Genomic DNA, 18,734 nt, shown 5'->3' on the forward strand with positions numbered 1-18,734 from the left:
AAATTAAATCTTGTAAAAATAGTCAATTAAATCAGTTTAATAATAGAGCGCGCCGTCAACTCATCAGTCACTAGCGCATTCACATACTTGCCTTTTAGCGCGGCTACAATGGCTTCAGATTTCTCCACCCCGCCCGCCACACCAATCACCGTAGGAATGTTTTTCAAATCTGCCAGTGAAATACCGATTAATTCCTGGTGAATCTGCATATCGGCTGCCAGCGCGCCATCGGCCTGCATAAAGTAACCGAGGATATCGCCGACCGCGCCTTTGCGGCTGAACATCAGCTGTTCACCTTCGCTGATATAGCCAGAGCGCAAAATAGTGGCTTCTTTTTGTTGATTGACTGAGCCAATCCCTACGACAGCAACATCAGCTGCACACGCTGCCAGCATCACATCGCGCACACTGTTTTCCTGGCGGAATGTTTCAGCGACTTTGGCACTGGAAGCACGCAACGGCGCAGGAATAATGCTGACCTGACAGGCCGCATCAAGCTGCCCAATCCCAGTCATGTAAGAACCTACACCACCGGAAAGAGTCACCAAGCGCACCTGCTGCGAGGCAATAAAGCCACTTAAATGCTGCAACGCGCACATGGTGGTTTCACCAAAACCAACCGCCAATAACTGCTGCGGTTGTATCAATGCCATCAATAGATGTGCAGCGCCAATACCCAACCGGCTACTGATACTAAGGTCAGCCAAAGAAGGTAAAATGCGGATATGCTTCAGGCCGAAATGCTGTTGCAGCGCATTTTCCAGTTCCAGACAACCCTCATAGCGCGAATTAATCTGTACCCGGATAACCCCAGACTGACGGCCCTTCTCCAGCAATCTGGAGACCTTCAATCTGGTCAGCCCCAGCAGTTCGCCAATATCCCCTTGTGTTAAGCCATCGTGATAATAAAACCACGCAATGCGAGCGAGCAGTTCCTCTTCACTCATGCTATTACCCGGATATTTGTATTCATCGTTGGACAACATAGGTTTTTCTTTTGTTACTGATTTTTCTTTCATCATTACCGGCTGTTCTCTTCTCACTGCTTATCGATGCAAACCGCTTATCGACTCAAATGTGTACGTCATGAATGTTAAATCTTAATAGATAACTACGCTAACAGCTTAAACCACACATTTGAACATATTTTAATTTAAATTTTTTTATTCACAAAATTGTGATCTTGATTACGCCGCAAATAGGATTATACAGCTATCTTTTTTGAACACTTTTAATTTTAAATTATTTTTGTTCATTACGGGGACGATAATGCCTCACACTAAAGCCTCACCGCCACCGCTGCTTCAAGTGCGCGGCATCAGCAAACAGTTTTCCGGCGTAGTGGTATTGAAAAGTATCGACTTTACTCTGCAACCGGGTCAGGTCCACGCGCTATTGGGAGGCAACGGGGCGGGTAAATCAACGCTGATGAAGATCATTGCCGGAGTGCTTCCCCCCGACAGCGGCACTATTGAAATAGATGGGCAACCCTGCCTTAACCTCACTCCTGCCAAGGCCCACCAGCTCGGTATTTATCTGGTGCCGCAGGAGCCAATGCTATTTGCTAATTTGTCGGTTCAGGAAAATATTCTGTTCCGTTTGCCAAAGCATCAAGCAGACAAGAAGAAGATGGCACAGCTGCTGCAAAGTTTAGGCTGCCACTTGGATTTGGCAGTCAATGCCGGTTCGCTGGATGTTGCTGACCAACAATTAGTCGAGATCATGCGCGGCTTAATGCGTGACTCGCGAATTTTGATTCTTGATGAACCCACCGCCTCGCTAACACCAGCGGAAACCAATCGCTTATTCAGCCAAATAAAAATGTTATTACAACAAGGGGTTGGGGTGGTTTTTATCTCCCACAAACTCCCTGAAATTCGCCAACTAGCCGATTGGGTCAGTGTGATGCGCGATGGCGGGATTGCGCTGAGTGGTGCCACTAACGACTTCTCAACTGACACCATTATTCAGGCCATTACCCCACAAGCCAAAAACAGTGAGCTAACGGATACCCAGAAGTTATGGCTAGAGTTGCCGGGCAATCGCCGTTCTCAGGCTCGGGCGCAGTCCAATCAACCGGTGATACAAGTGTCCGACCTGAGTGGCGAAGGTTTTGCTCATATCTCTTTTGAGGTACGCGCCGGTGAAATTCTTGGCCTGGCGGGGGTGGTTGGCGCAGGAAGAACAGAATTAGCCGAAACGCTCTATGGTTTGCGGCCTACCAGCGGGGGCAAAGTCATGTTGGAAGAGTGCGACATCACCGCGATGAAAACCGTCAATCGGCTGGCTACCGGCCTGGTTTATCTGCCGGAAGACCGGCAGGCTTCCGGCCTCTATCTCGACGCCCCATTGAGCTGGAATGTCTATTCGCTCACTCAAGGTAACCAGGGGATATGGACTCATCCAGCGCAGGAAGCAGCCATCCTGGAGCGCTATCGCCGCGCGTTAAACATCAAATTTAGTCACCTCGAACAGCCGGTTCGCACCTTATCCGGCGGTAATCAGCAAAAGCTGCTGATTGCCAAATGTCTGGAGGCTAACCCGCTACTACTGATTATTGATGAACCGACCCGTGGCGTAGATGTATCTGCCCGCAGCGATATTTATCAATTGATCCGTAGCATCGCAGCTCAACATGTGGCGATCATTTTTATCTCATCTGATCTGGAAGAAGTGGTGCAAATGGCGGATCGCGTGTTGGTGATGCACCAGGGGGAAATCAGTGGCGCGCTGGAGGGCAGTGCTATGAATGTCGACACCATTATGCACCTGGCTTTTGGTGAACAGACAGCTTTCGGTGAACATCATACCGAGGCCCATCAGTCTGCTGAAAATGAGGGCGCATCATGTTGAAATTTATTCAGAACAATCGCGAAGGCACAGCTCTGCTGGCGATCCTCGCCTTATTTGCCCTACTCGGCGTGATCGACCGTAATTACTTCAATTTGCAAACTTTCACCATGATCTTTAGCAGCGCGCAGATCCTAATCCTGCTGGCGATCGGGGCCACTATGGTGATGCTAACCCGCAATATCGACGTCTCTGTTGGTTCGATCACCGGCTTAAGTGCAGTGACGGTCGGCATGGCGCTCAACGCCGGTTTTGGGCTGGCGCTATCCTGCCTGTTTGCACTATTGGTTGGCATGGGGGCGGGCTTCTTTAATGGCATTCTGGTGACTTGGCTGCGCATTCCGGCCATTGTCGCCACACTCGGTACGCTGGGGTTGTATCGCGGCCTGATGCTGTTGCTGACCGGCGGCAAATGGATCGAAGGATTACCAGCGGATCTGAAAAGTTTATCAACACCAATTCTGTTTTCTATCTCTCCCATTGGCTGGCTGATTATGTTGCTGATTGTCGCCATGGCCTTGCTGCTGGGCAAAACCGCCTTTGGCCGCAGCTTCTATGCTACCGGTGATAACTTGCAGGGCGCACGCCAATTGGGAATTCGCACTGATAGCATTCGTATTTTTGCTTTCTCCATGAATGGCGTGATGGCGGCTCTGGCCGGGATAGTCTTTGCCTCACAAATTGGTTTTATCCCCAATCAGACCGGCAGCGGCCTGGAAATGAAAGCCATTGCCGCTTGTGTGCTCGGCGGGATCAGCTTGCTCGGCGGCACCGGCACCATTATCGGCGCGATCCTCGGAGCTTATTTACTGACACAAATCGACAGCGTGCTGGTGCTGCTGCGCCTACCGGCATGGTGGAATGATTTTATCGCCGGTTTGGTGTTACTGGGTGTACTGGTGTTCGATGGTCGCCTGCGATGCGCCGTCGAGCGCAATATCCGCCAGCAAAAATATGCTCGCTTTACCGCTCGTCCTGCTGCGAGTGATAAAAAATCCGCCGCCGCCCCGTCAAAGACACCTGATAGCAAAGCGCCTAATGGTAAGTCATTCACTAAGAAAGAGGTGGCGCGATGAATATATATCGCCGTTATGGATGGGAACTGGCTCTGGCTGCACTGTTGGTACTAGAGATCGGCCTATTTGGTTTATCCAACTCGCGCATGTTGGATATCAATGTGCTGCTGTTCAGCACCAGTGATTTTATCTGCATCGGTATCGTCGCTCTGCCGCTAACGATGGTGATTGTCAGTGGTGGGATCGATATCTCATTTGGTTCCACCATTGGGTTGTGCTCAATATTCCTTGGCGTGATGTTTCAGGCCGGCGTGCCAATGAGCATCGCCATCCCACTGACCGTAATGGTTGGCGCACTGTGTGGGCTGATTAATGCCGGGCTCATTCTGTATACCGGCGTCAACCCGCTGGTCATCACCCTCGGCACCATGTACTTGTTTGGCGGCAGTGCGCTGTTGTTATCCGGCATTTCCGGCGCAACCGGTTATGAAGGAATTGGTGGTTTCCCGACCGCTTTTACCGATTTTGCCAACCAAACTCTGTTCGGCCTGCCGGTGCCGCTGGTGATCTTTATGGTCTGCGTATTGCTGTTCTGGTTGCTGATGCACCGCACCCACAGTGGCCGTAACGTCTTTCTTATCGGGCAAAATAGCCGAGTGGCACGATACAGCGCCCTGCCCGTCGCACGCACTTTATGCCTCTTGTACGCCTTGACCGGCATGGCCTCCGCCATTGCCGCCGTCCTGCTGGTTTCTTACTTTGGCTCGGCACGATCTGACTTAGGAGCATCATTCCTGATGCCCGCTATCACCGCCGTAGTATTGGGAGGGGCCAATATTTATGGCGGCTCCGGCTCCATTCTCGGTACGGCTCTGGCAGTTCTACTGGTGGGTTACTTGCAACAAGGCCTGCAAATGATTGGTACACCAAACCAGATATCCAGCGCGCTGTCTGGTGCCTTACTGATTCTGGTGGTGGTCGGGCGTTCCATCAGCCTGCACCGGCATTTGATTTATGAATGGCTGCAACGTCGCAGAAATACCGTGGTTTAACCTGCTCTTTTTTATAAAAAATTGCCAACACCTCTCTACCCATATCGGAGATAGCCATGAAAATACCAAGATTAAAAAAACTGGCGCTGGTTTGTGCCCTCGGATTTGCCTGTATCACTTTTAGCTCTATACATGCCGTGCAAGCGGCAGAACGCATCGCATTTATTCCAAAATTGGTCGGGGTTGGCTTCTTCACCAGTGGCGGCAAAGGTGCCGTCGATGCCGGTAAAGAGCTGGGTGTGGATGTCACCTATGATGGCCCGACCGAGCCCAGTGTTTCCGGCCAGGTACAATTAATCAATAACTTCGTCAATCAGGGCTATAACGCCATTGTAGTCTCTGCGGTTTCGCCTGATGGCTTGTGTCCGGCACTGAAACGTGCGATGCAGCGGGGCGTCAAAATTCTGACGTGGGACTCTGATACCAAACCCGAATGTCGCTCGGTGTATATCAACCAGGGAACCCCGAATCAATTGGGGTCAATGCTGGTCGATATGGCAGCAAATCAGGTGAAAAAAGATAAAGCCAAAGTGGCGTTCTTCTATTCCAGCCCGACGGTGACCGACCAGAACCAATGGGTAAATGAAGCGAAGAAAAAAATCCAGCAAGAACATCCCGGCTGGGAAATTGTCACCACCCAATTTGGCTATAACGACGCCACTAAATCACTGCAAACCGCTGAAGGTATCTTGAAAGCCTATAGCGATCTCGATGCGATTATTGCCCCAGATGCCAACGCCCTGCCCGCTGCGGCACAGGCAGCGGAAAACCTCAAACGCGACAATGTGGCTATCGTCGGTTTCAGCACTCCGAATGTGATGCGCCCTTATGTGGAGCGCGGCACGGTCAAAGAGTTCGGCCTGTGGGATGTGGTTAACCAAGGCAAGATCTCAGTCTATGTCGCCAATGAAATGCTGAAAAAAGGTGACCTGAATGTTGGCGATAAAATTGATATCCCGAACATAGGCGTGGTTGAAGTCGCACCAAACCGTGTTCAGGGCTATGACCATGAAGCTAAAGGCAGCGGCATTGTGTTACTGCCACAGCGGGTCATCTTCACTAAAGAAAACATCGATAAATACGATTTCTAATCTCGGCGGCCCGTCTCACTGGCGGGCTTGAACAGACCTAAGGGAGTTATGACAGATGGCTGATTTAGATGATATCAAAGACGGTAAAGATTTCGGTATTGGCGTACCACAGCAGAACCCTGCATTTACACTTAAAGGCTGCGGTTCGCTGGATTGGGGGATGCAATCACGTCTGGCGCGGATTTTTAATCCAAAAACCAACCGCACGGTGATGCTGGCATTTGACCACGGCTATTTTCAGGGGCCAACCACCGGTTTGGAGCGAATTGATATCAACATCGCCCCGCTGTTTGAATATGCCGATGTCTTAATGTGTACCCGTGGTATTTTGCGTAGCATCGTGCCCGCCGCAGCCAATCGCCCAGTAGTACTGCGCGCATCTGGGGCAAACTCAATTTTGACTGATTTATCCAATGAGGCGGTGGCGGTAGCGATGGAAGATGCCCTGCGGCTCAACTCCTGTGCCGTCGCGGCTCAGGTCTATATCGGTACCGAGCACGAGCATCAATCCATCAAGAACATCATCCAGTTGGTCGATCAGGGTGTTCGCTACGGCATGCCAACTATGGCGGTGACTGGCGTAGGTAAAGATATGGCGCGCGATCAGCGTTACTTCTCACTGGCGACCCGTATCGCAGCTGAAATGGGCGCCCAGGTGATCAAAACCTATTATGTCGACAGTGGCTTTGAACGTATTGCTGCCGGTTGCCCAGTACCTATCGTGATTGCCGGCGGCAAAAAACTCCCTGAAAGGGATGCGCTGGAAATGTGTTATCAAGCAATTGATCAAGGCGCATCTGGGGTGGATATGGGTCGCAATATCTTCCAATCAGAAGCCCCTATTGCCATGTTGAAAGCAGTTCATGCCGTGGTGCATAAAAATGAGAATGCAGAAACAGCGTATAAGCTGTTTTTACATGAAAAAGGCTGAGTCAACTGACCGTTGACTGACCCGCTCTGACAAGGAGACCTTCTGTGATAAGGAGAACGGTATGCATGTCACCCTCGTCGAAATTAATGTAAAAGAAGACAAAGTTGAGCAATTTATTGAAGTTTTCCGTGCAAATCATCAGGGATCTATCCTGGAACCGGGGAATTTACGCTTCGATGTTTTGCAGAATGAATCGATCCCAACACGTTTTTATATCTATGAAGCCTATGTCGATGAAGCCGCAGTCGCGGCGCATAAGAAAACGCCTCATTACCTCAGGTGTGTTGAAGAGCTAGAGGGTTTGATGACCGGCCCGCGCAAGAAAACGACCTTTATTGGTCTGATGCCTTAACCGATAGGGGCAGTTATTCTCCCACGCTGCCCTTTCTTTTTCCCCGCTGAATATGCCCCCCAATTTGCGCTATGATTTTTTAATCATTCTGACGGATATTCTGCATGAAAAATATCTTAGTGCTGTTGAGTACCCTGCTCTTCAATTGTCCGACAACCGATGCCGCTGGGCTACCGACTGGCAGTGGAAGTTTTGATTTTACTGTGCCGCAATCGACTAAAAAAATTGAAGTGTTCAGCTATCAGCCGCCGGATGCGAATGCCCACACGCCAATCGTATTTGTGCTGACGGGATTGAGCCGCGATGCCGATAAATACCGTGATGACTGGATAGAAAACGCCAGGAAAAACAAACTGATTGTGATTGCACCGTATTTTAACCAACAAGATTATCCCGGTAGTGATGGCTATAATCTGGGCAACATAATCAATCCCAAGACCAGAAAACTGAATCCGCAGAAAGAATGGGCTTTTTCGGTCATCGACAGTCTATTTACAGAAATACAAAAACAGGGAATTACCCAACAAAAAAACTATTACTTGTTTGGCAATAGTGCTGGCTGCCAGTTTGTCCACCGCATGCTGACTTTGATGCCCGAGACAAAAGTCAAAGCGGCTATTTGCGCGGCGGCCGGTTGGTGGACAATGCCACCCCCCCAAACCCCGTGGCCATATGGTTTAGATAACGTCCCGATTGCAGTCAGCCAGCAACAATTAGCCCACTATTTTGCCTTACCAATACTTATCGTCGTTGGCGGCAAAGATAATCATCCTAATCACCCATTGCTGCGACGTTCTCCTCAAGCCCTGGCTCAGGGAGATAGCCGTTTACAGCGCGCTAAAGCCTATTTTATGGCTGCTGAACAACAAGCCAGGCACAATAAAATGCCGTTTAACTGGCAATTTACGATTTTACCTGGCGTGGGGCACAGTGGCAGCAAAATGTCAGCTTATGCCGCACAGCAATTTGGCGGGTTCGAGCAACACGGTAAATTTAAAGTTCAAGATGATTGAAGGGGTTAATATCAGATAACACTTATCATAAAAATGAATATATTGAGTTATTCTTAGCGCCGAAGATAATGATTTCGGTATGACGACCCAGTACCGTGGCACCCACCGTAAAACAGGAATTTCTATGAATACAACTCATCGCCTGATGCTGGCTTTCGCTTTCTCCAGCACATTGCTGGCCGATACTGCTAGCGCAAATAGCTTATTAGACTCAGTAAAAAGCGCAGCAGATCAATACAGTAAATCAGGTGACAGCTCATCTTCACTGTCATCATTAACCGGTTTACTCAATGGCAGCGATAAAGCCCTGAGCGCCAGCACCATGACTAATGCGGCCGGTATTTTGCAGTATTGCGTTCAAAATAATGTGCTCTCTGCCAACGGCACTACGGCGATTAAAGATCAATTGATGAGTAAACTGGGGATCACCAGCACTGAAAATGCCAAGAGCCAAGACTACCAGGAAGGCCTTGGTGGGTTGCTGAAAACCGGTGAAGGGAAAAGCCTGAATCTGAACAACCTGGGTAGCGAACAAATTACAGAAAAGATTAAAACCAAAGCCTGCGATTTAGTGCTGAAACAGGGCCAGTCATTCTTGTTGAAATAACAGCATGAAAAATGGTTGAGCGCAGCTTAGGGTTGCACTGAGGTTGATAACAAAGTACCCGTAGCGGTGAAAACAGGCAGATCGTAAAGACGCCGTAAACCCTTCCTATGGGCTCGACCCGCGCCATCCTTGGCGCGGACGTTTTACTCTTCTACCTGTCAAAATCGAGTTGTTGAGGTTTGTCAGCAGTCTGAGTACAGCTATAATAGCCAGCAGGGATAATATCGTCAGTATTATGAGAATTAATTGAAGAGTGAATGATGAACACAAAGTTCGCAACAGGATGCGCCATACTACTGACTGCTGTAATGTTTAAAGCTGACGCCAACATCTTTCCCAGTGACAAACAAGTGGCAGACATTTGCTATCACGAAGTTTGGAAACTGTCAGCCTTCCCTGACTACACCACATTGAAACCACAGACCAAGGTCAAGTTCGAGAAAGCCATCAACATGAAAGAAATGTACTTTCGGCTTCAGATGAACAGCCCATACAACGTACCAATTAATGATGACGTGCGCTGCCGGGTTGAGCAGAATGGCAAAGTTTGGATTGGATAAAGAGTAATATTTTCATCGGTTTTTATTTGCCGCTTAAGAAAATATTCTGACGGTGATAGGCCATTTGCCCTTCATCGGGGAAAAACTGTACCGGTAACCGCAGTTTTCGCCCTTCATACTTAACGAAATTCTCTTCACTGATACTGCTTTTAAGTTTTTTGATCTGGGGAGATAACACCATTTCCAGATGTTCATTAAAGGTTATTAATCCCTGATCAAAAGCCCGGTCATGCAAGCTCGACAAGCAGAGGCCATTACTGGGATTAAGCCGATGCTCTGCACCCTGACTCCAGGGGCGGATATGGCTGGCAATTAATAATGCCGGTTCTTCTAACTCAGTAATACAGCAGCGGCCCTCATAAACTTGTAATACGTTTTTACGAAATAGCTGCTGACCCACCCGCGCCTTAATAATAGTAGTCCTTTCTTTACCACTGAAATCTTTAATACCACTATCAAATAGCTTGGTCACGGGTATTTCTAACTGGCTCATCACCTGTTGGCATTGCCGCTCAAAATCATCAGTATTTTCGTTCATTTCCGACCACAAGGCGCGATCTGTATTAGACGCTCCACTGAGCCCTTTTCGACCCGAATCGATAATAAATGGATCCAAGCTGGCAAAATTAACTAATTTCATCGCCAATGCCGACGGCGTTCTACCAATTAACGCGGCGTAATAAATAATATCAGGATTCTTGGAGTGCAATTTGCCAAAGGGAATTTGACTATACAATGTAAAGGCAACTAACAGTTGATCCCGTGTCCAGTGATTTGCTGCTGCCATGCATCGCCATCCAGAATAAGTGAGTCGCCTTATTGATTAGGTTAACTATGCCAGGTATGGAGGAAAAAGGGTATGAATGAAGCATGATGAATGGGGATTGATAACACTCCCCCTAGGGAGAGTGTTCGTAATATTCACCAATTATTAAATCGCTTTTTCCGATCCAACTAGTTTTTGATTACGATTAACGGCCACTTTAATCAGCCAATATATCAAGCTGGCAGCAAGCAATGAATTGATGGTAGGGATACCCCACTCAGTCACCACTCCGACCATACTACCGACAATGCTGGAAATAATCGCAACCCAACCAATAACTGGAGTTTGGGTTTCATCAGGGAGTTTCCCTTCCAACCGACTCTTATCAAGCACTTTTCGATGGGAACGCAATACATAATAATCCGTCAGCATGATGCCGATAATGGGTGGAAGCACCACTCCCAGCACAGTTAAGAAATCTACAAATCTATCCAGGATACCCAGCACGGAAAGCGTGGTTCCCAGCCCACCAATAACCAACGTCGTTGAGAGATATTTCAGTTTCTTACGGGTGAGCCCTTCGACTGCATTAACAATACCCAGTGATGAACAGTACAGGTTGAGGTCATTGACCTTCAAGGTAGAGAATACAACGACCAGCAGGCCGGTGATTCCCACGGCTTGAGACATAATACTGACAACATCTGCCGTACCCAGTGTCTTAGCAATCAGAATAGCCAAGCCATTGACCGTACATTTCCCAACGATAATGCCAATAAATATTACACCCAACACATGCTTATCATTTTTAGAATAACGTGTCAGATCAGGGGTAACTAAGCTCGCCATGATGGCCCCACCCATCACGATAGTGATACCCTCACCGATAGACAGTGTATTGCCTACCGCTGTCAACTGACTGATATCATAAATATTATTTCCAGTTAGAATTTTAAAGGAGATATAAGCCACCAGTAAAATAAATATCGGAACGGCAACTCTCGCGGCTATGCGCAGTGCCTTGAAACCAAAGGCGACCATTATTGTCAGCAGGCCACCTGATAAAATTGCAGCCAAATTAAAGCCCAGTTTATGGCCTAAAGCAAAATCCAGGGATTTAGCGAAAATTGCATTCTGTATGCCAAACCAACCGAGCAAACTGACTGCGACAACTATGCCGACCAACGCGGCTCCTAAGCGTCCAAAGCCACACCAACGCGCCAACAAGCTACCAGAAACTCCTTCACGCATGCCAGCTATCCCAAGGCCATATGTCACCACACAAAATATTACGGTGGCGATAAAAAGTGCGGTGAAAGCATCGGTTAACGTCATGGAATTACCCAGCACAGCACCAAGCATAAATTGATCCAACGAAGTCAGCGCCCCCATATAAACAATAGCAACACTGAAAAATGACAATTTTTTATCCTGTGGTACTCGACTTAACGGATAGTCTTCTGTTTTGATCATCATAAAATATCCCTTTGTTATTCAGATAAATTAAATCCCTTTAACCACTAATCGAACAATCGTATAACTCTCACAACATAAACAGTTGCCAAGCCACTCGAGCTATTAATAACTGAGTATTCTATTATTCATTAACAGATAAAATTATATTTTATAACGTATTAGTTATTATTTAAGATGACAGTTCTGTTAGTATATTGAATTTGTTTATATACTTTAAAAATAGCATCGCCATATTATTTCATGCGTATGTATATAAATCTCTGCGAAATTAATGATTAAAATTGTAGTTAGACTAGTACCATCCAACACTCCTTATCCTAATATCACCTTTATTGTTCTGTTACAAGGAGGGCGGGTATACTCACCCGCCAGACTTTATCGTTATTGATGAGTGGAACAGAAAAAGCTTAAAATATTGGTGTGGTTTTTCATAACATCTGGTTTCTCATCAATAAGTTGGCATATTTTATCTTTCTGTTTTGTATGAGGCTCAATCCATGAGCGATTGAAGTAATTTATCCAATTATAAATATGTTCTTGCGTTAATTGGCTATTACCCGCATCAGCATTATCTAATATAAATATAATCCAATCCCATTTATTAAGTTTACGTGCTAAAGAGTAATATAACGAAACATGCGCTGTTGAAGGCGATTTCTTCAGACAAATTTGCAACTCGGCGAGAGTTAGATATATTTTTTGTCGGAAAAATATCTTTACTGCGGCTTTGGCTATGATAATAGATGAATGAGTAAGTGCACTAAATAAGATAATACGCGCATTATCAGTTTTATGTCGAATAAGTATTTTCAAGGCGTTAATGTAAAGACTCGAATAACGCTCATCTATACTACCTTCAGCAATTTCTATTATATTTTTATAATGATGTTCATCCAAACCCAAAAGCGCTATTTTTCTTTTAGAGACCCGACTACCAGGGGCATAGAAAGTATCAAGATAAATAGTTTTAGGATCAATACATTGTTCCATAAGCAATCTTCCCGATCTTTGGCGAACCAGTGCATTTCTATCAAACAGTAATATTGAGAGCTGAGAGCATGATATTAATAATTTATTGTCAGTGATATATTGCAACGTTATTTGCTTTATCGGAGCAAATGAATCCTTCAGAAGAGTATTAATTGTTCCCTCGTCAATCTGCTGAGCCTCTCTCAACTGATACTCAGCTGCCATAATTCTTACCAATGGGTCACTATGCCGCATAGCCTCATGAAATATTTGTTGTTGAGGAAAGAGTTCACGCTCAATCAATATATTTAACGATAATCTCGCTACATTTTTATTAATTGAAAATAAACCGTCAAATAATACACGCTTATTATCCGGCCGAGACAGAAAATTTAGGATCTCATCTACCAAAATTGGGTGATTATCGCGAGAACAATTGAGTAACCCAATGAAGCCTGGCAAGTTCTCTCTAAACTGTATGGCATTCTCAGCAGTTAGCAACCGTCGGATACTTTGTCTTGCAGCCCGACGCACTGGCTCAGCCCAATCATTTGCACGCATAATTAACTCAGGTAGAGCTGATATTTCTCTCATTAGCCCCAGGCACAGCACGGCTTTTTCTCTAATATGCCCATTATAATGCTGAGTTAATATTTTCAAACGTTCCGTTTCAACAAGTGGGTCATGATGAGCCAATGACCAGTAAGAGTTATTTATACCGACTAGAAGTTGTTCAATCTGTTTGAGTAAGAAATATTCTGATGCCATTTTCCCTGCCTTGAAATGATGGCTTAGGAGGTCTCCTCCAAACCACAGTCTCTTCCCGTATTAATTTTTAAATATACAAGCTGCTTTAATATACATCCAACGTAGCACAATCGAATGACTCTCTCTTTCCAAGCACATCCTCTGTTGCACCTCCCAGCAACCCGGCAATATGCACAAATCCCACCACATCTAAGGGTCTTTCACCATTTTCTACTTTGGCGATAAAAGACTGGAGATGACAGAGCAGTAAGACTCTCTTGAGTAATACCTTTAGCAACCAGCTGGTTACGCAACACCTTGATCAACGACTGGTATTTATCTGAATATAGAAACCATTTGTCCAATTCCTTTTAGATTGTCGGAACTGAATATCTGTCGTTACCAAGATAATCCCAAAATAGGGTAACCACTCAAACAAATCACATGGAGAGATAAACGCTATGAATAAATAAGACTGGCACGCGGCAGTTCTTATCGCGGCGTTGAAAAAGCGTGGTACAACAATAGCGGCGCTTTCTCGAGAGTCAGGATTAGCCTCTTCAACATTGGCAAATACGCTGTTGTGTCATTGGCCAAAAGGAGAGAGATTAATTGCGCAGGTTATGAGTGTTGATCCACTGGAAACCTGACTCTCACGTTATTTAAAACTCAAAAAGCCTCGGAAAACAGCGCCAATAGAATAACGTTTCCAGCCCAAAAAGGGGCGATAGTGGAAAGAAGTATCAACAAGATGAGCCACCGTTAGGAGAGTGATACTATTTTCAAGAAGGATAAGATGGAACGACAGCAAATGCTCACTGCGGGCCTAACAACACTACATCAGTTTATTACACTCTGGCAGTTGACTGCCGACGGCGATGCATTTCACACGCAGTCAAGTTGGCTGCAACCGGTACGATATGGTGGTCAGCCTGCTATGCTGAAGATTGCAATGACGCAAGATGAAGTTCTGGGGGCGCAACTCATGCGGTGGTGGGCAGGCGATGGTGCTGCCTGCATTCTGGAACAAGCGGAAGAAGCCATCCTTCTTGAGCGGCTTTCTGGATGTCGGTCTTTGTCAGAGATGGCTCGCGATGGGCATGATGACGAAGCCAGTCGAATAATCTGCAATGTTGCGGCTCGCCTTCATGCACAGAATAAACCGCAACAGCCAGCACTCCCCTTGCTATCAGGCCAATTCAGTGCACTGGATAGTGCCGCAAAAATGCAGGGGGGAATATTTACTGATGCCGCGCTTATTGCCGCAAGGTTATTGGCGGTACCACAAGATATAACTGTGCTGCATGGAGATATTCATCATGGCAATATTCTTGATGCTGGCCGTCGCGGCTGGCTGGCGATTGATCCTAAAGGACTTGTAGGCGAACGTGGCTTTGATTTCGCCAACCTATTTTGCAACCCTGATTTTACTGTAGCGACATCCCTGGGGCGGCTCACTCGCCAAACTGATATCATCGCTGAAATTGCGGGGTTAGACCGCCATCGTTTACTTTCGTGGATTGTCGCGTGGGCCGGACTATCAGCAGCATGGCATATTGAAAGCGAAGGAAACCCAGAGACGGCTTTGGCTGTTGCCCATATCGCGCTTAACGCATTACGTCACTATGATTTTTAGGTGCTGATAACTCATTATCCACACTCCCCCACTATTCGGGGGAGTGTTTGTATTAATCACAAAATTATTAAACCGTTTCTTCCGATTCAATTGACTGTTGATTACGACTAACAGCCACTTTGAACACCCAGTAGATAAAGCTCGCAACGACCAATGAGTTGATCGTCGGGATCCCCCACTCAGTTACTAGCCCAACAATACTGCCGATAATACTGGCTATAATCGCCACCCAACCAATAACAGGCGTTTGCTTGTCATTAGGCAACGTTCCTTCCTGCCGAGTTTTATCTAAAATTTTACGATGGGAGCGTAGTACATAATAATCCACCAGCATGATGCCAATAATCGGAGGGAATACCACACCAAGCACCGTCAGGAAATCAACAAACCGGTCGAGTATCCCCAACACAGACAGTGTGGTGCCCAACACACCAATGACCAATGTGGTTGATATATATTTGAGTTTGGTGCCCGTCAGCCCCTCGACCGCATTAACAATACCGAGCGAAGAAGAGTACAAATTAAGATCATTGACCCTTAAAGTGGAGAACACTACGACCAGCAAACCCGCCCCCCCTGCGGCTTGAGACATTATCGTCACGACATCCGCTGTCCCAAGGGTTTTAGCAATTAATATAGCCAACCCATTGACCACAAACTCGCCCGCAACAATGGTGAATATCGTCACACCAAGAACATGTTTGCTATTTTTAGAGTAGCGCGTCAGGTCAGGTGTCATCAGGCTGGCCACAATAGCCCCCCCGACCACAATAGTAATACCTGCACTGATAGACAAAGATTCACCCGGTGGAATCAGCTGGATAATTTCATTCAGATTATGGCCAGATAATGTACTAATAGAGATATAAGCCACCAGTAATATAAACATCGGTACCGCAATTCGAGCCGCAATACGCAATGCCTTAAAGCCAAAGGCAACCAAAATAGTTAGCAAGCTACCCGATAAAGCCGCAGCTAATCCAAACCCCAATTTATGGCCCAGAGCAAAATCAAGTGATTTGGCAAAAATAGCATTTTGAATACCAAACCAGCCCAATAAGCTAACGGCGACTACAATTCCAATCAGTGCAGATCCCAACCGACCAAAACCACACCAGCGCGCCAGTAAACTGCCCGAAATCCCTTCGCGCATCCCCGCCAGCCCAAGGCCGTATGTCACCACACCAAATATGATGCTGCCGATGAGAATTGCGGTAAACGCATCAACCAGTGTCATGGAATTACCGAGTACGGCACCGAGCATAAATTGATCCAGCGCGGTCAGCATCCCCATATGAACAATAGCAACACTTAAAAAAGAAACTCTCTTATCCTGTGGCACCCGGCTTAATGGATAATCTTCAATTTTGATCACGATGAGCTGTACCTTGTTGTTCAAATAGCTTGTTGTTCAGATAAACTGGATTCCTTTGGCCACCAGGCGATCCGGGATGTAATTATCCAAATGCGCAAATTTGCAAAACTCCTCAAACTGTTGCAGCGAGTGGACATCAGATTTTTGATAAATTGTATATATTCTATTTTCTATCGTTTTAGTGCTGATATTATATATCTTCGCAATTTCTTTAACGGAAAGTCTTTGCAACATTAAAAATATAACGTCAAGCTCAGCGCGAGTGAACATACTGTTATTTATTTCAGTTGTCAGAATACTCGGCTTTTGCTGGTTGATATATTTTAATGGGGATAATGTATTAAAGGGTTTAGCATTCCACATCACACCAATAACTTCTTTTCTATCGTTATAAACGGGCAATTTCTCACTGATAAACGGCGTCAGGGTATTTTTCCCATACCAATAATGGGTTTCTATTACCGTCACCCGATCCTGCGTTTCTTCTGTCCGCTTGTCATGCTCAATCAGGTCGGGCGCAAATTCAGTCCAATTTCCGGGAAATTCATGGTCCATCTTCCCCTCAACCTCAAAACTCAAGGGTGTATTGGTGTAGAGGAAGGCAGCCTTATTCATATAGATATGGCGGGAATTCAGATCTTTAATGCCCCATGGCTCACTTAAGTGCTCCATCATGGCAATAAGGCCCTTGAAATAAGTTTCATTATTTTTATCGGGCAAATCCATGGCGACCTCGCCGATGAAGAATGGGTTAAATTTCTTTTGCCAGATAGTGTCGCGTATGCTTTTTAGCATACCCGCCTAAATTGCCATATGCACGATAGCCTAATTTTTCATAAAAGCCTTTGGCCTGAAAATCGAAAGTATCGACATAAGCCATGTGACATCCACGCGTCAAGGCTTCTTCTTCCGCTTTTTCCATTAACTGGCGGCCATAGCCACTTTTACGATAGTCGTCACTCACCCAAAGATATTGGATTTCAAGCCCGCCCCACCAAGTTCTGGCAACTAACCCTGCAACAATTTTTCCATCATCATCGGTCACAGTTAAGAACAGCGGATGAATGTCTACCTTTTGAGTTTTATCATTGTGGGCCCATAGGCCATCAATAACATACTCTTCGTCCTGTGGGTTTGGTTTGTCTGTAACGTTTATCTTCATTTTCGGAACATGCCTTCCTATTTTAATAATTTAAATTGCAATTAAATTAATTGATCACAACTGCTTGTAATATCATTTTCCTTAAAGTGTTACAAGAGTGGTTTTCACCCGTTCCCGTTATCCTGTTAAGTGTTTATAGTTATTGTGACGGAGCTAAAAAATACCAATACAATTTGTAATGGTAATGGTTTTTTTCCAGCTCTGCCTGCAAATGCTGATATCGCCTCACCAGGGCCTCATCGGGAAATCTGTCCATAATTTACGGCTCCCTACGCAGAGCAAGAGTCACTTGCCACAGGGGGAGCCGCTCATCTCTCTTCTAATCCATTAAGTTTGCTACTTAAAACAGGCCCAATACTTCCCCTCAAACTAATGCGGTATTCATGTAAGTTGCGATGAATCGATAACCCATAATGATTTTTCGGAAAGATGGTAACCCGTTCTGCTATCCATTATATGTGCCTACAAAAGCACCATTGATTGGAGTGCTCTTATCGCTATTGATATTGATCAAAGAGCTAAGATGGCGACTCATTCTCTATCAGAGCCAGGCAACGATTCTAGTTTTTCCAACCTTATACACTTTAAAAAAAGATAAAAGTTTGCTGGTACCGCTTACATCTAAGTGACAACGCTTTCCGCTGAGCTATGCCAGCAGCTTGAGATATCCCCAAAGGTATCATTCACTTCGCATATTGGATTATTTAAGAAAAGTCTCACCGGCACGATTAGCCAAGATATATTTGGTCCGAATAAAGGCAATGATGTGGAAGAATGTAAGCAACGTCTGAATCAAAAAAACAACCTGTTTTACTAAAATGAAATTAAATTCAGATGGGGTAACCCACGATGCTACAATCTACACTGCTAAGATCTTCACAAAGGCTGACTCCCATTTTGGCCCCCAGTGATGATGGCCACTAATGGACGTATAAATACCGGAATGGAGACATGGCAAAAAAAAGCCACCCTGCGGTGACTTGATTTACATACTAATGGTGCGAAGGCCGGACTCGCCAATCACTTCTAATTCATTGAATTATAAATATATAAATCATGATAATTCTACTTTATATACTCACTTGTATACTCAATAAATTTTGATTGATAACATCAATATATCAATGAGTT

General features: G+C 45.8%; 17 protein-coding genes and 2 pseudogenes. 11 read left to right on the forward strand and 8 right to left on the reverse strand.

What is annotated here, in order from left to right:
• Window positions 1-26: 26 nt before the first annotated feature.
• Window positions 27-1,019 (reverse strand): transcriptional regulator LsrR, encoded by a 993-nt coding sequence (gene lsrR / locus ACF3VQ_RS18025; RefSeq protein ID WP_046052083.1) that lies wholly within the window; start codon window positions 1,017-1,019, stop codon window positions 27-29.
• 250 nt (window positions 1,020-1,269) lie between these two features.
• Between lsrR and lsrA the strand changes: the two genes are divergently transcribed.
• From lsrA to ACF3VQ_RS18070, 9 genes are all read left to right on the forward strand, one after another.
• Window positions 1,270-2,853: an autoinducer 2 ABC transporter ATP-binding protein LsrA gene (gene lsrA, locus ACF3VQ_RS18030; RefSeq protein ID WP_392432407.1), complete on the forward strand. Its 1,584-nt coding sequence runs from the start codon at window positions 1,270-1,272 to the stop codon at window positions 2,851-2,853.
• The gene (gene lsrC, locus ACF3VQ_RS18035) at window positions 2,847-3,926 is read left to right on the forward strand and encodes an autoinducer 2 ABC transporter permease LsrC (RefSeq protein ID WP_392432408.1); all 1,080 of its coding nucleotides are present in this window, start codon (window positions 2,847-2,849) and stop codon (window positions 3,924-3,926) included. The genes lsrA and lsrC overlap by 7 nt, the downstream gene beginning before the upstream one ends.
• Entirely contained in the window at window positions 3,923-4,918 is a 996-nt protein-coding gene (lsrD, locus tag ACF3VQ_RS18040; RefSeq protein WP_392432409.1) for an autoinducer 2 ABC transporter permease LsrD, read from the forward strand. Before lsrC ends, lsrD begins: the two co-directional genes overlap by 4 nt.
• Window positions 4,919-4,974: 56 nt before the next feature.
• On the forward strand, window positions 4,975-6,009 hold the full coding sequence (lsrB, locus tag ACF3VQ_RS18045; RefSeq protein WP_392432410.1) for an autoinducer 2 ABC transporter substrate-binding protein LsrB: 1,035 nt from the start codon (window positions 4,975-4,977) through the stop codon (window positions 6,007-6,009).
• Window positions 6,010-6,064: 55 nt separating this feature from the next.
• The gene (gene lsrF / locus ACF3VQ_RS18050; RefSeq protein ID WP_019080627.1) at window positions 6,065-6,940 is read left to right on the forward strand and encodes a 3-hydroxy-5-phosphonooxypentane-2,4-dione thiolase; all 876 of its coding nucleotides are present in this window, start codon (window positions 6,065-6,067) and stop codon (window positions 6,938-6,940) included.
• 61 nt (window positions 6,941-7,001) lie between these two features.
• Window positions 7,002-7,292 (forward strand): (4S)-4-hydroxy-5-phosphonooxypentane-2,3-dione isomerase, encoded by a 291-nt coding sequence (gene lsrG / locus ACF3VQ_RS18055; protein WP_392432411.1) that lies wholly within the window; start codon window positions 7,002-7,004, stop codon window positions 7,290-7,292.
• 104 nt (window positions 7,293-7,396) lie between these two features.
• A complete protein-coding gene (locus tag ACF3VQ_RS18060) occupies window positions 7,397-8,305 on the forward strand; it encodes a hypothetical protein (RefSeq protein ID WP_392432412.1) in 909 nt (302 codons plus the stop codon).
• Window positions 8,306-8,429: 124 nt separating this feature from the next.
• Window positions 8,430-8,912 (forward strand): DUF2501 domain-containing protein, encoded by a 483-nt coding sequence (locus ACF3VQ_RS18065; RefSeq protein WP_392432413.1) that lies wholly within the window; start codon window positions 8,430-8,432, stop codon window positions 8,910-8,912.
• A 257-nt stretch (window positions 8,913-9,169) separates the two neighbouring features.
• Window positions 9,170-9,472 (forward strand): hypothetical protein, encoded by a 303-nt coding sequence (locus tag ACF3VQ_RS18070; protein WP_392432414.1) that lies wholly within the window; start codon window positions 9,170-9,172, stop codon window positions 9,470-9,472.
• Between the two features lie 22 nt (window positions 9,473-9,494).
• On the opposite strand, the gene ACF3VQ_RS18075 is transcribed toward ACF3VQ_RS18070, so the two are convergent.
• From ACF3VQ_RS18075 to ACF3VQ_RS18090, 4 genes and pseudogenes are all read right to left on the reverse strand, one after another.
• Entirely contained in the window at window positions 9,495-10,259 is a 765-nt protein-coding gene (locus ACF3VQ_RS18075) for an HNH endonuclease (protein WP_392432415.1), read from the reverse strand.
• A gap of 144 nt (window positions 10,260-10,403) precedes the next feature.
• Window positions 10,404-11,711 carry a cytosine permease gene (locus ACF3VQ_RS18080; RefSeq protein ID WP_392435674.1) on the reverse strand — a complete coding sequence of 436 codons (1,308 nt, stop codon included), beginning with the start codon at window positions 11,709-11,711 and terminating at the stop codon, window positions 10,404-10,406.
• Between the two features lie 384 nt (window positions 11,712-12,095).
• The gene (locus ACF3VQ_RS18085) at window positions 12,096-13,451 is read right to left on the reverse strand and encodes a HEAT repeat domain-containing protein (RefSeq protein WP_392432416.1); all 1,356 of its coding nucleotides are present in this window, start codon (window positions 13,449-13,451) and stop codon (window positions 12,096-12,098) included.
• A gap of 85 nt (window positions 13,452-13,536) precedes the next feature.
• A pseudogene (locus ACF3VQ_RS18090) lies at window positions 13,537-13,795 on the reverse strand (XRE family transcriptional regulator).
• 108 nt (window positions 13,796-13,903) lie between these two features.
• Here ACF3VQ_RS18090 and ACF3VQ_RS18095 point away from each other — a divergent pair.
• A pseudogene (locus ACF3VQ_RS18095) lies at window positions 13,904-14,080 on the forward strand (helix-turn-helix domain-containing protein); the annotation flags it as partial.
• Window positions 14,081-14,226: 146 nt separating this feature from the next.
• Complete coding sequence (locus ACF3VQ_RS18100; protein ID WP_392432417.1) at window positions 14,227-15,066, forward strand: aminoglycoside phosphotransferase family protein; 840 nt, start codon at window positions 14,227-14,229, stop codon at window positions 15,064-15,066.
• A gap of 67 nt (window positions 15,067-15,133) precedes the next feature.
• On the opposite strand, the gene ACF3VQ_RS18105 is transcribed toward ACF3VQ_RS18100, so the two are convergent.
• The 3 genes from ACF3VQ_RS18105 to ACF3VQ_RS18115 are packed head-to-tail and all read right to left on the reverse strand — an operon-like array spanning window position 15,134 to window position 17,603.
• Window positions 15,134-16,441 carry a cytosine permease gene (locus tag ACF3VQ_RS18105; protein ID WP_392432418.1) on the reverse strand — a complete coding sequence of 436 codons (1,308 nt, stop codon included), beginning with the start codon at window positions 16,439-16,441 and terminating at the stop codon, window positions 15,134-15,136.
• Between the two features lie 36 nt (window positions 16,442-16,477).
• A complete protein-coding gene (locus tag ACF3VQ_RS18110) occupies window positions 16,478-17,167 on the reverse strand; it encodes a helix-turn-helix transcriptional regulator (RefSeq protein WP_392435676.1) in 690 nt (229 codons plus the stop codon).
• Window positions 17,168-17,192: 25 nt separating this feature from the next.
• Window positions 17,193-17,603: a GNAT family N-acetyltransferase gene (locus ACF3VQ_RS18115; RefSeq protein ID WP_392432419.1), complete on the reverse strand. Its 411-nt coding sequence runs from the start codon at window positions 17,601-17,603 to the stop codon at window positions 17,193-17,195.
• Window positions 17,604-18,734: the final 1,131 nt, after the last annotated feature.

Origin of the sequence: Yersinia fenwicki, assembly GCF_043099325.1 — a bacterium.
Taxonomy (GTDB): domain Bacteria; phylum Pseudomonadota; class Gammaproteobacteria; order Enterobacterales; family Enterobacteriaceae; genus Yersinia.

What these genes read in the sequence shown, in the direction of transcription:
- ACF3VQ_RS18065 (WP_392432413.1), top strand. Translation starts at nt 8,430, where the DNA reads ATGAATACAACTCATCGCCTGATGCTGGCTTTCGCTTTCTCCAGCACA.
- ACF3VQ_RS18080 (WP_392435674.1), bottom strand. Translation starts at nt 11,711, where the DNA reads ATGATCAAAACAGAAGACTATCCGTTAAGTCGAGTACCACAGGATAAA.
- lsrB (WP_392432410.1), top strand. Translation starts at nt 4,975, where the DNA reads ATGAAAATACCAAGATTAAAAAAACTGGCGCTGGTTTGTGCCCTCGGA.
- ACF3VQ_RS18100 (WP_392432417.1), top strand. Translation starts at nt 14,227, where the DNA reads ATGGAACGACAGCAAATGCTCACTGCGGGCCTAACAACACTACATCAG.
- ACF3VQ_RS18060 (WP_392432412.1), top strand. Translation starts at nt 7,397, where the DNA reads ATGAAAAATATCTTAGTGCTGTTGAGTACCCTGCTCTTCAATTGTCCG.
- ACF3VQ_RS18075 (WP_392432415.1), bottom strand. Translation starts at nt 10,259, where the DNA reads ATGGCAGCAGCAAATCACTGGACACGGGATCAACTGTTAGTTGCCTTT.
- ACF3VQ_RS18110 (WP_392435676.1), bottom strand. Translation starts at nt 17,167, where the DNA reads ATGGATTTGCCCGATAAAAATAATGAAACTTATTTCAAGGGCCTTATT.
- lsrR (WP_046052083.1), bottom strand. Translation starts at nt 1,019, where the DNA reads ATGAAAGAAAAATCAGTAACAAAAGAAAAACCTATGTTGTCCAACGAT.
- lsrC (WP_392432408.1), top strand. Translation starts at nt 2,847, where the DNA reads ATGTTGAAATTTATTCAGAACAATCGCGAAGGCACAGCTCTGCTGGCG.
- ACF3VQ_RS18085 (WP_392432416.1), bottom strand. Translation starts at nt 13,451, where the DNA reads ATGGCATCAGAATATTTCTTACTCAAACAGATTGAACAACTTCTAGTC.
- lsrA (WP_392432407.1), top strand. Translation starts at nt 1,270, where the DNA reads ATGCCTCACACTAAAGCCTCACCGCCACCGCTGCTTCAAGTGCGCGGC.
- lsrF (WP_019080627.1), top strand. Translation starts at nt 6,065, where the DNA reads ATGGCTGATTTAGATGATATCAAAGACGGTAAAGATTTCGGTATTGGC.
- ACF3VQ_RS18070 (WP_392432414.1), top strand. Translation starts at nt 9,170, where the DNA reads ATGATGAACACAAAGTTCGCAACAGGATGCGCCATACTACTGACTGCT.
- lsrG (WP_392432411.1), top strand. Translation starts at nt 7,002, where the DNA reads ATGCATGTCACCCTCGTCGAAATTAATGTAAAAGAAGACAAAGTTGAG.
- lsrD (WP_392432409.1), top strand. Translation starts at nt 3,923, where the DNA reads ATGAATATATATCGCCGTTATGGATGGGAACTGGCTCTGGCTGCACTG.
- ACF3VQ_RS18115 (WP_392432419.1), bottom strand. Translation starts at nt 17,603, where the DNA reads ATGAAGATAAACGTTACAGACAAACCAAACCCACAGGACGAAGAGTAT.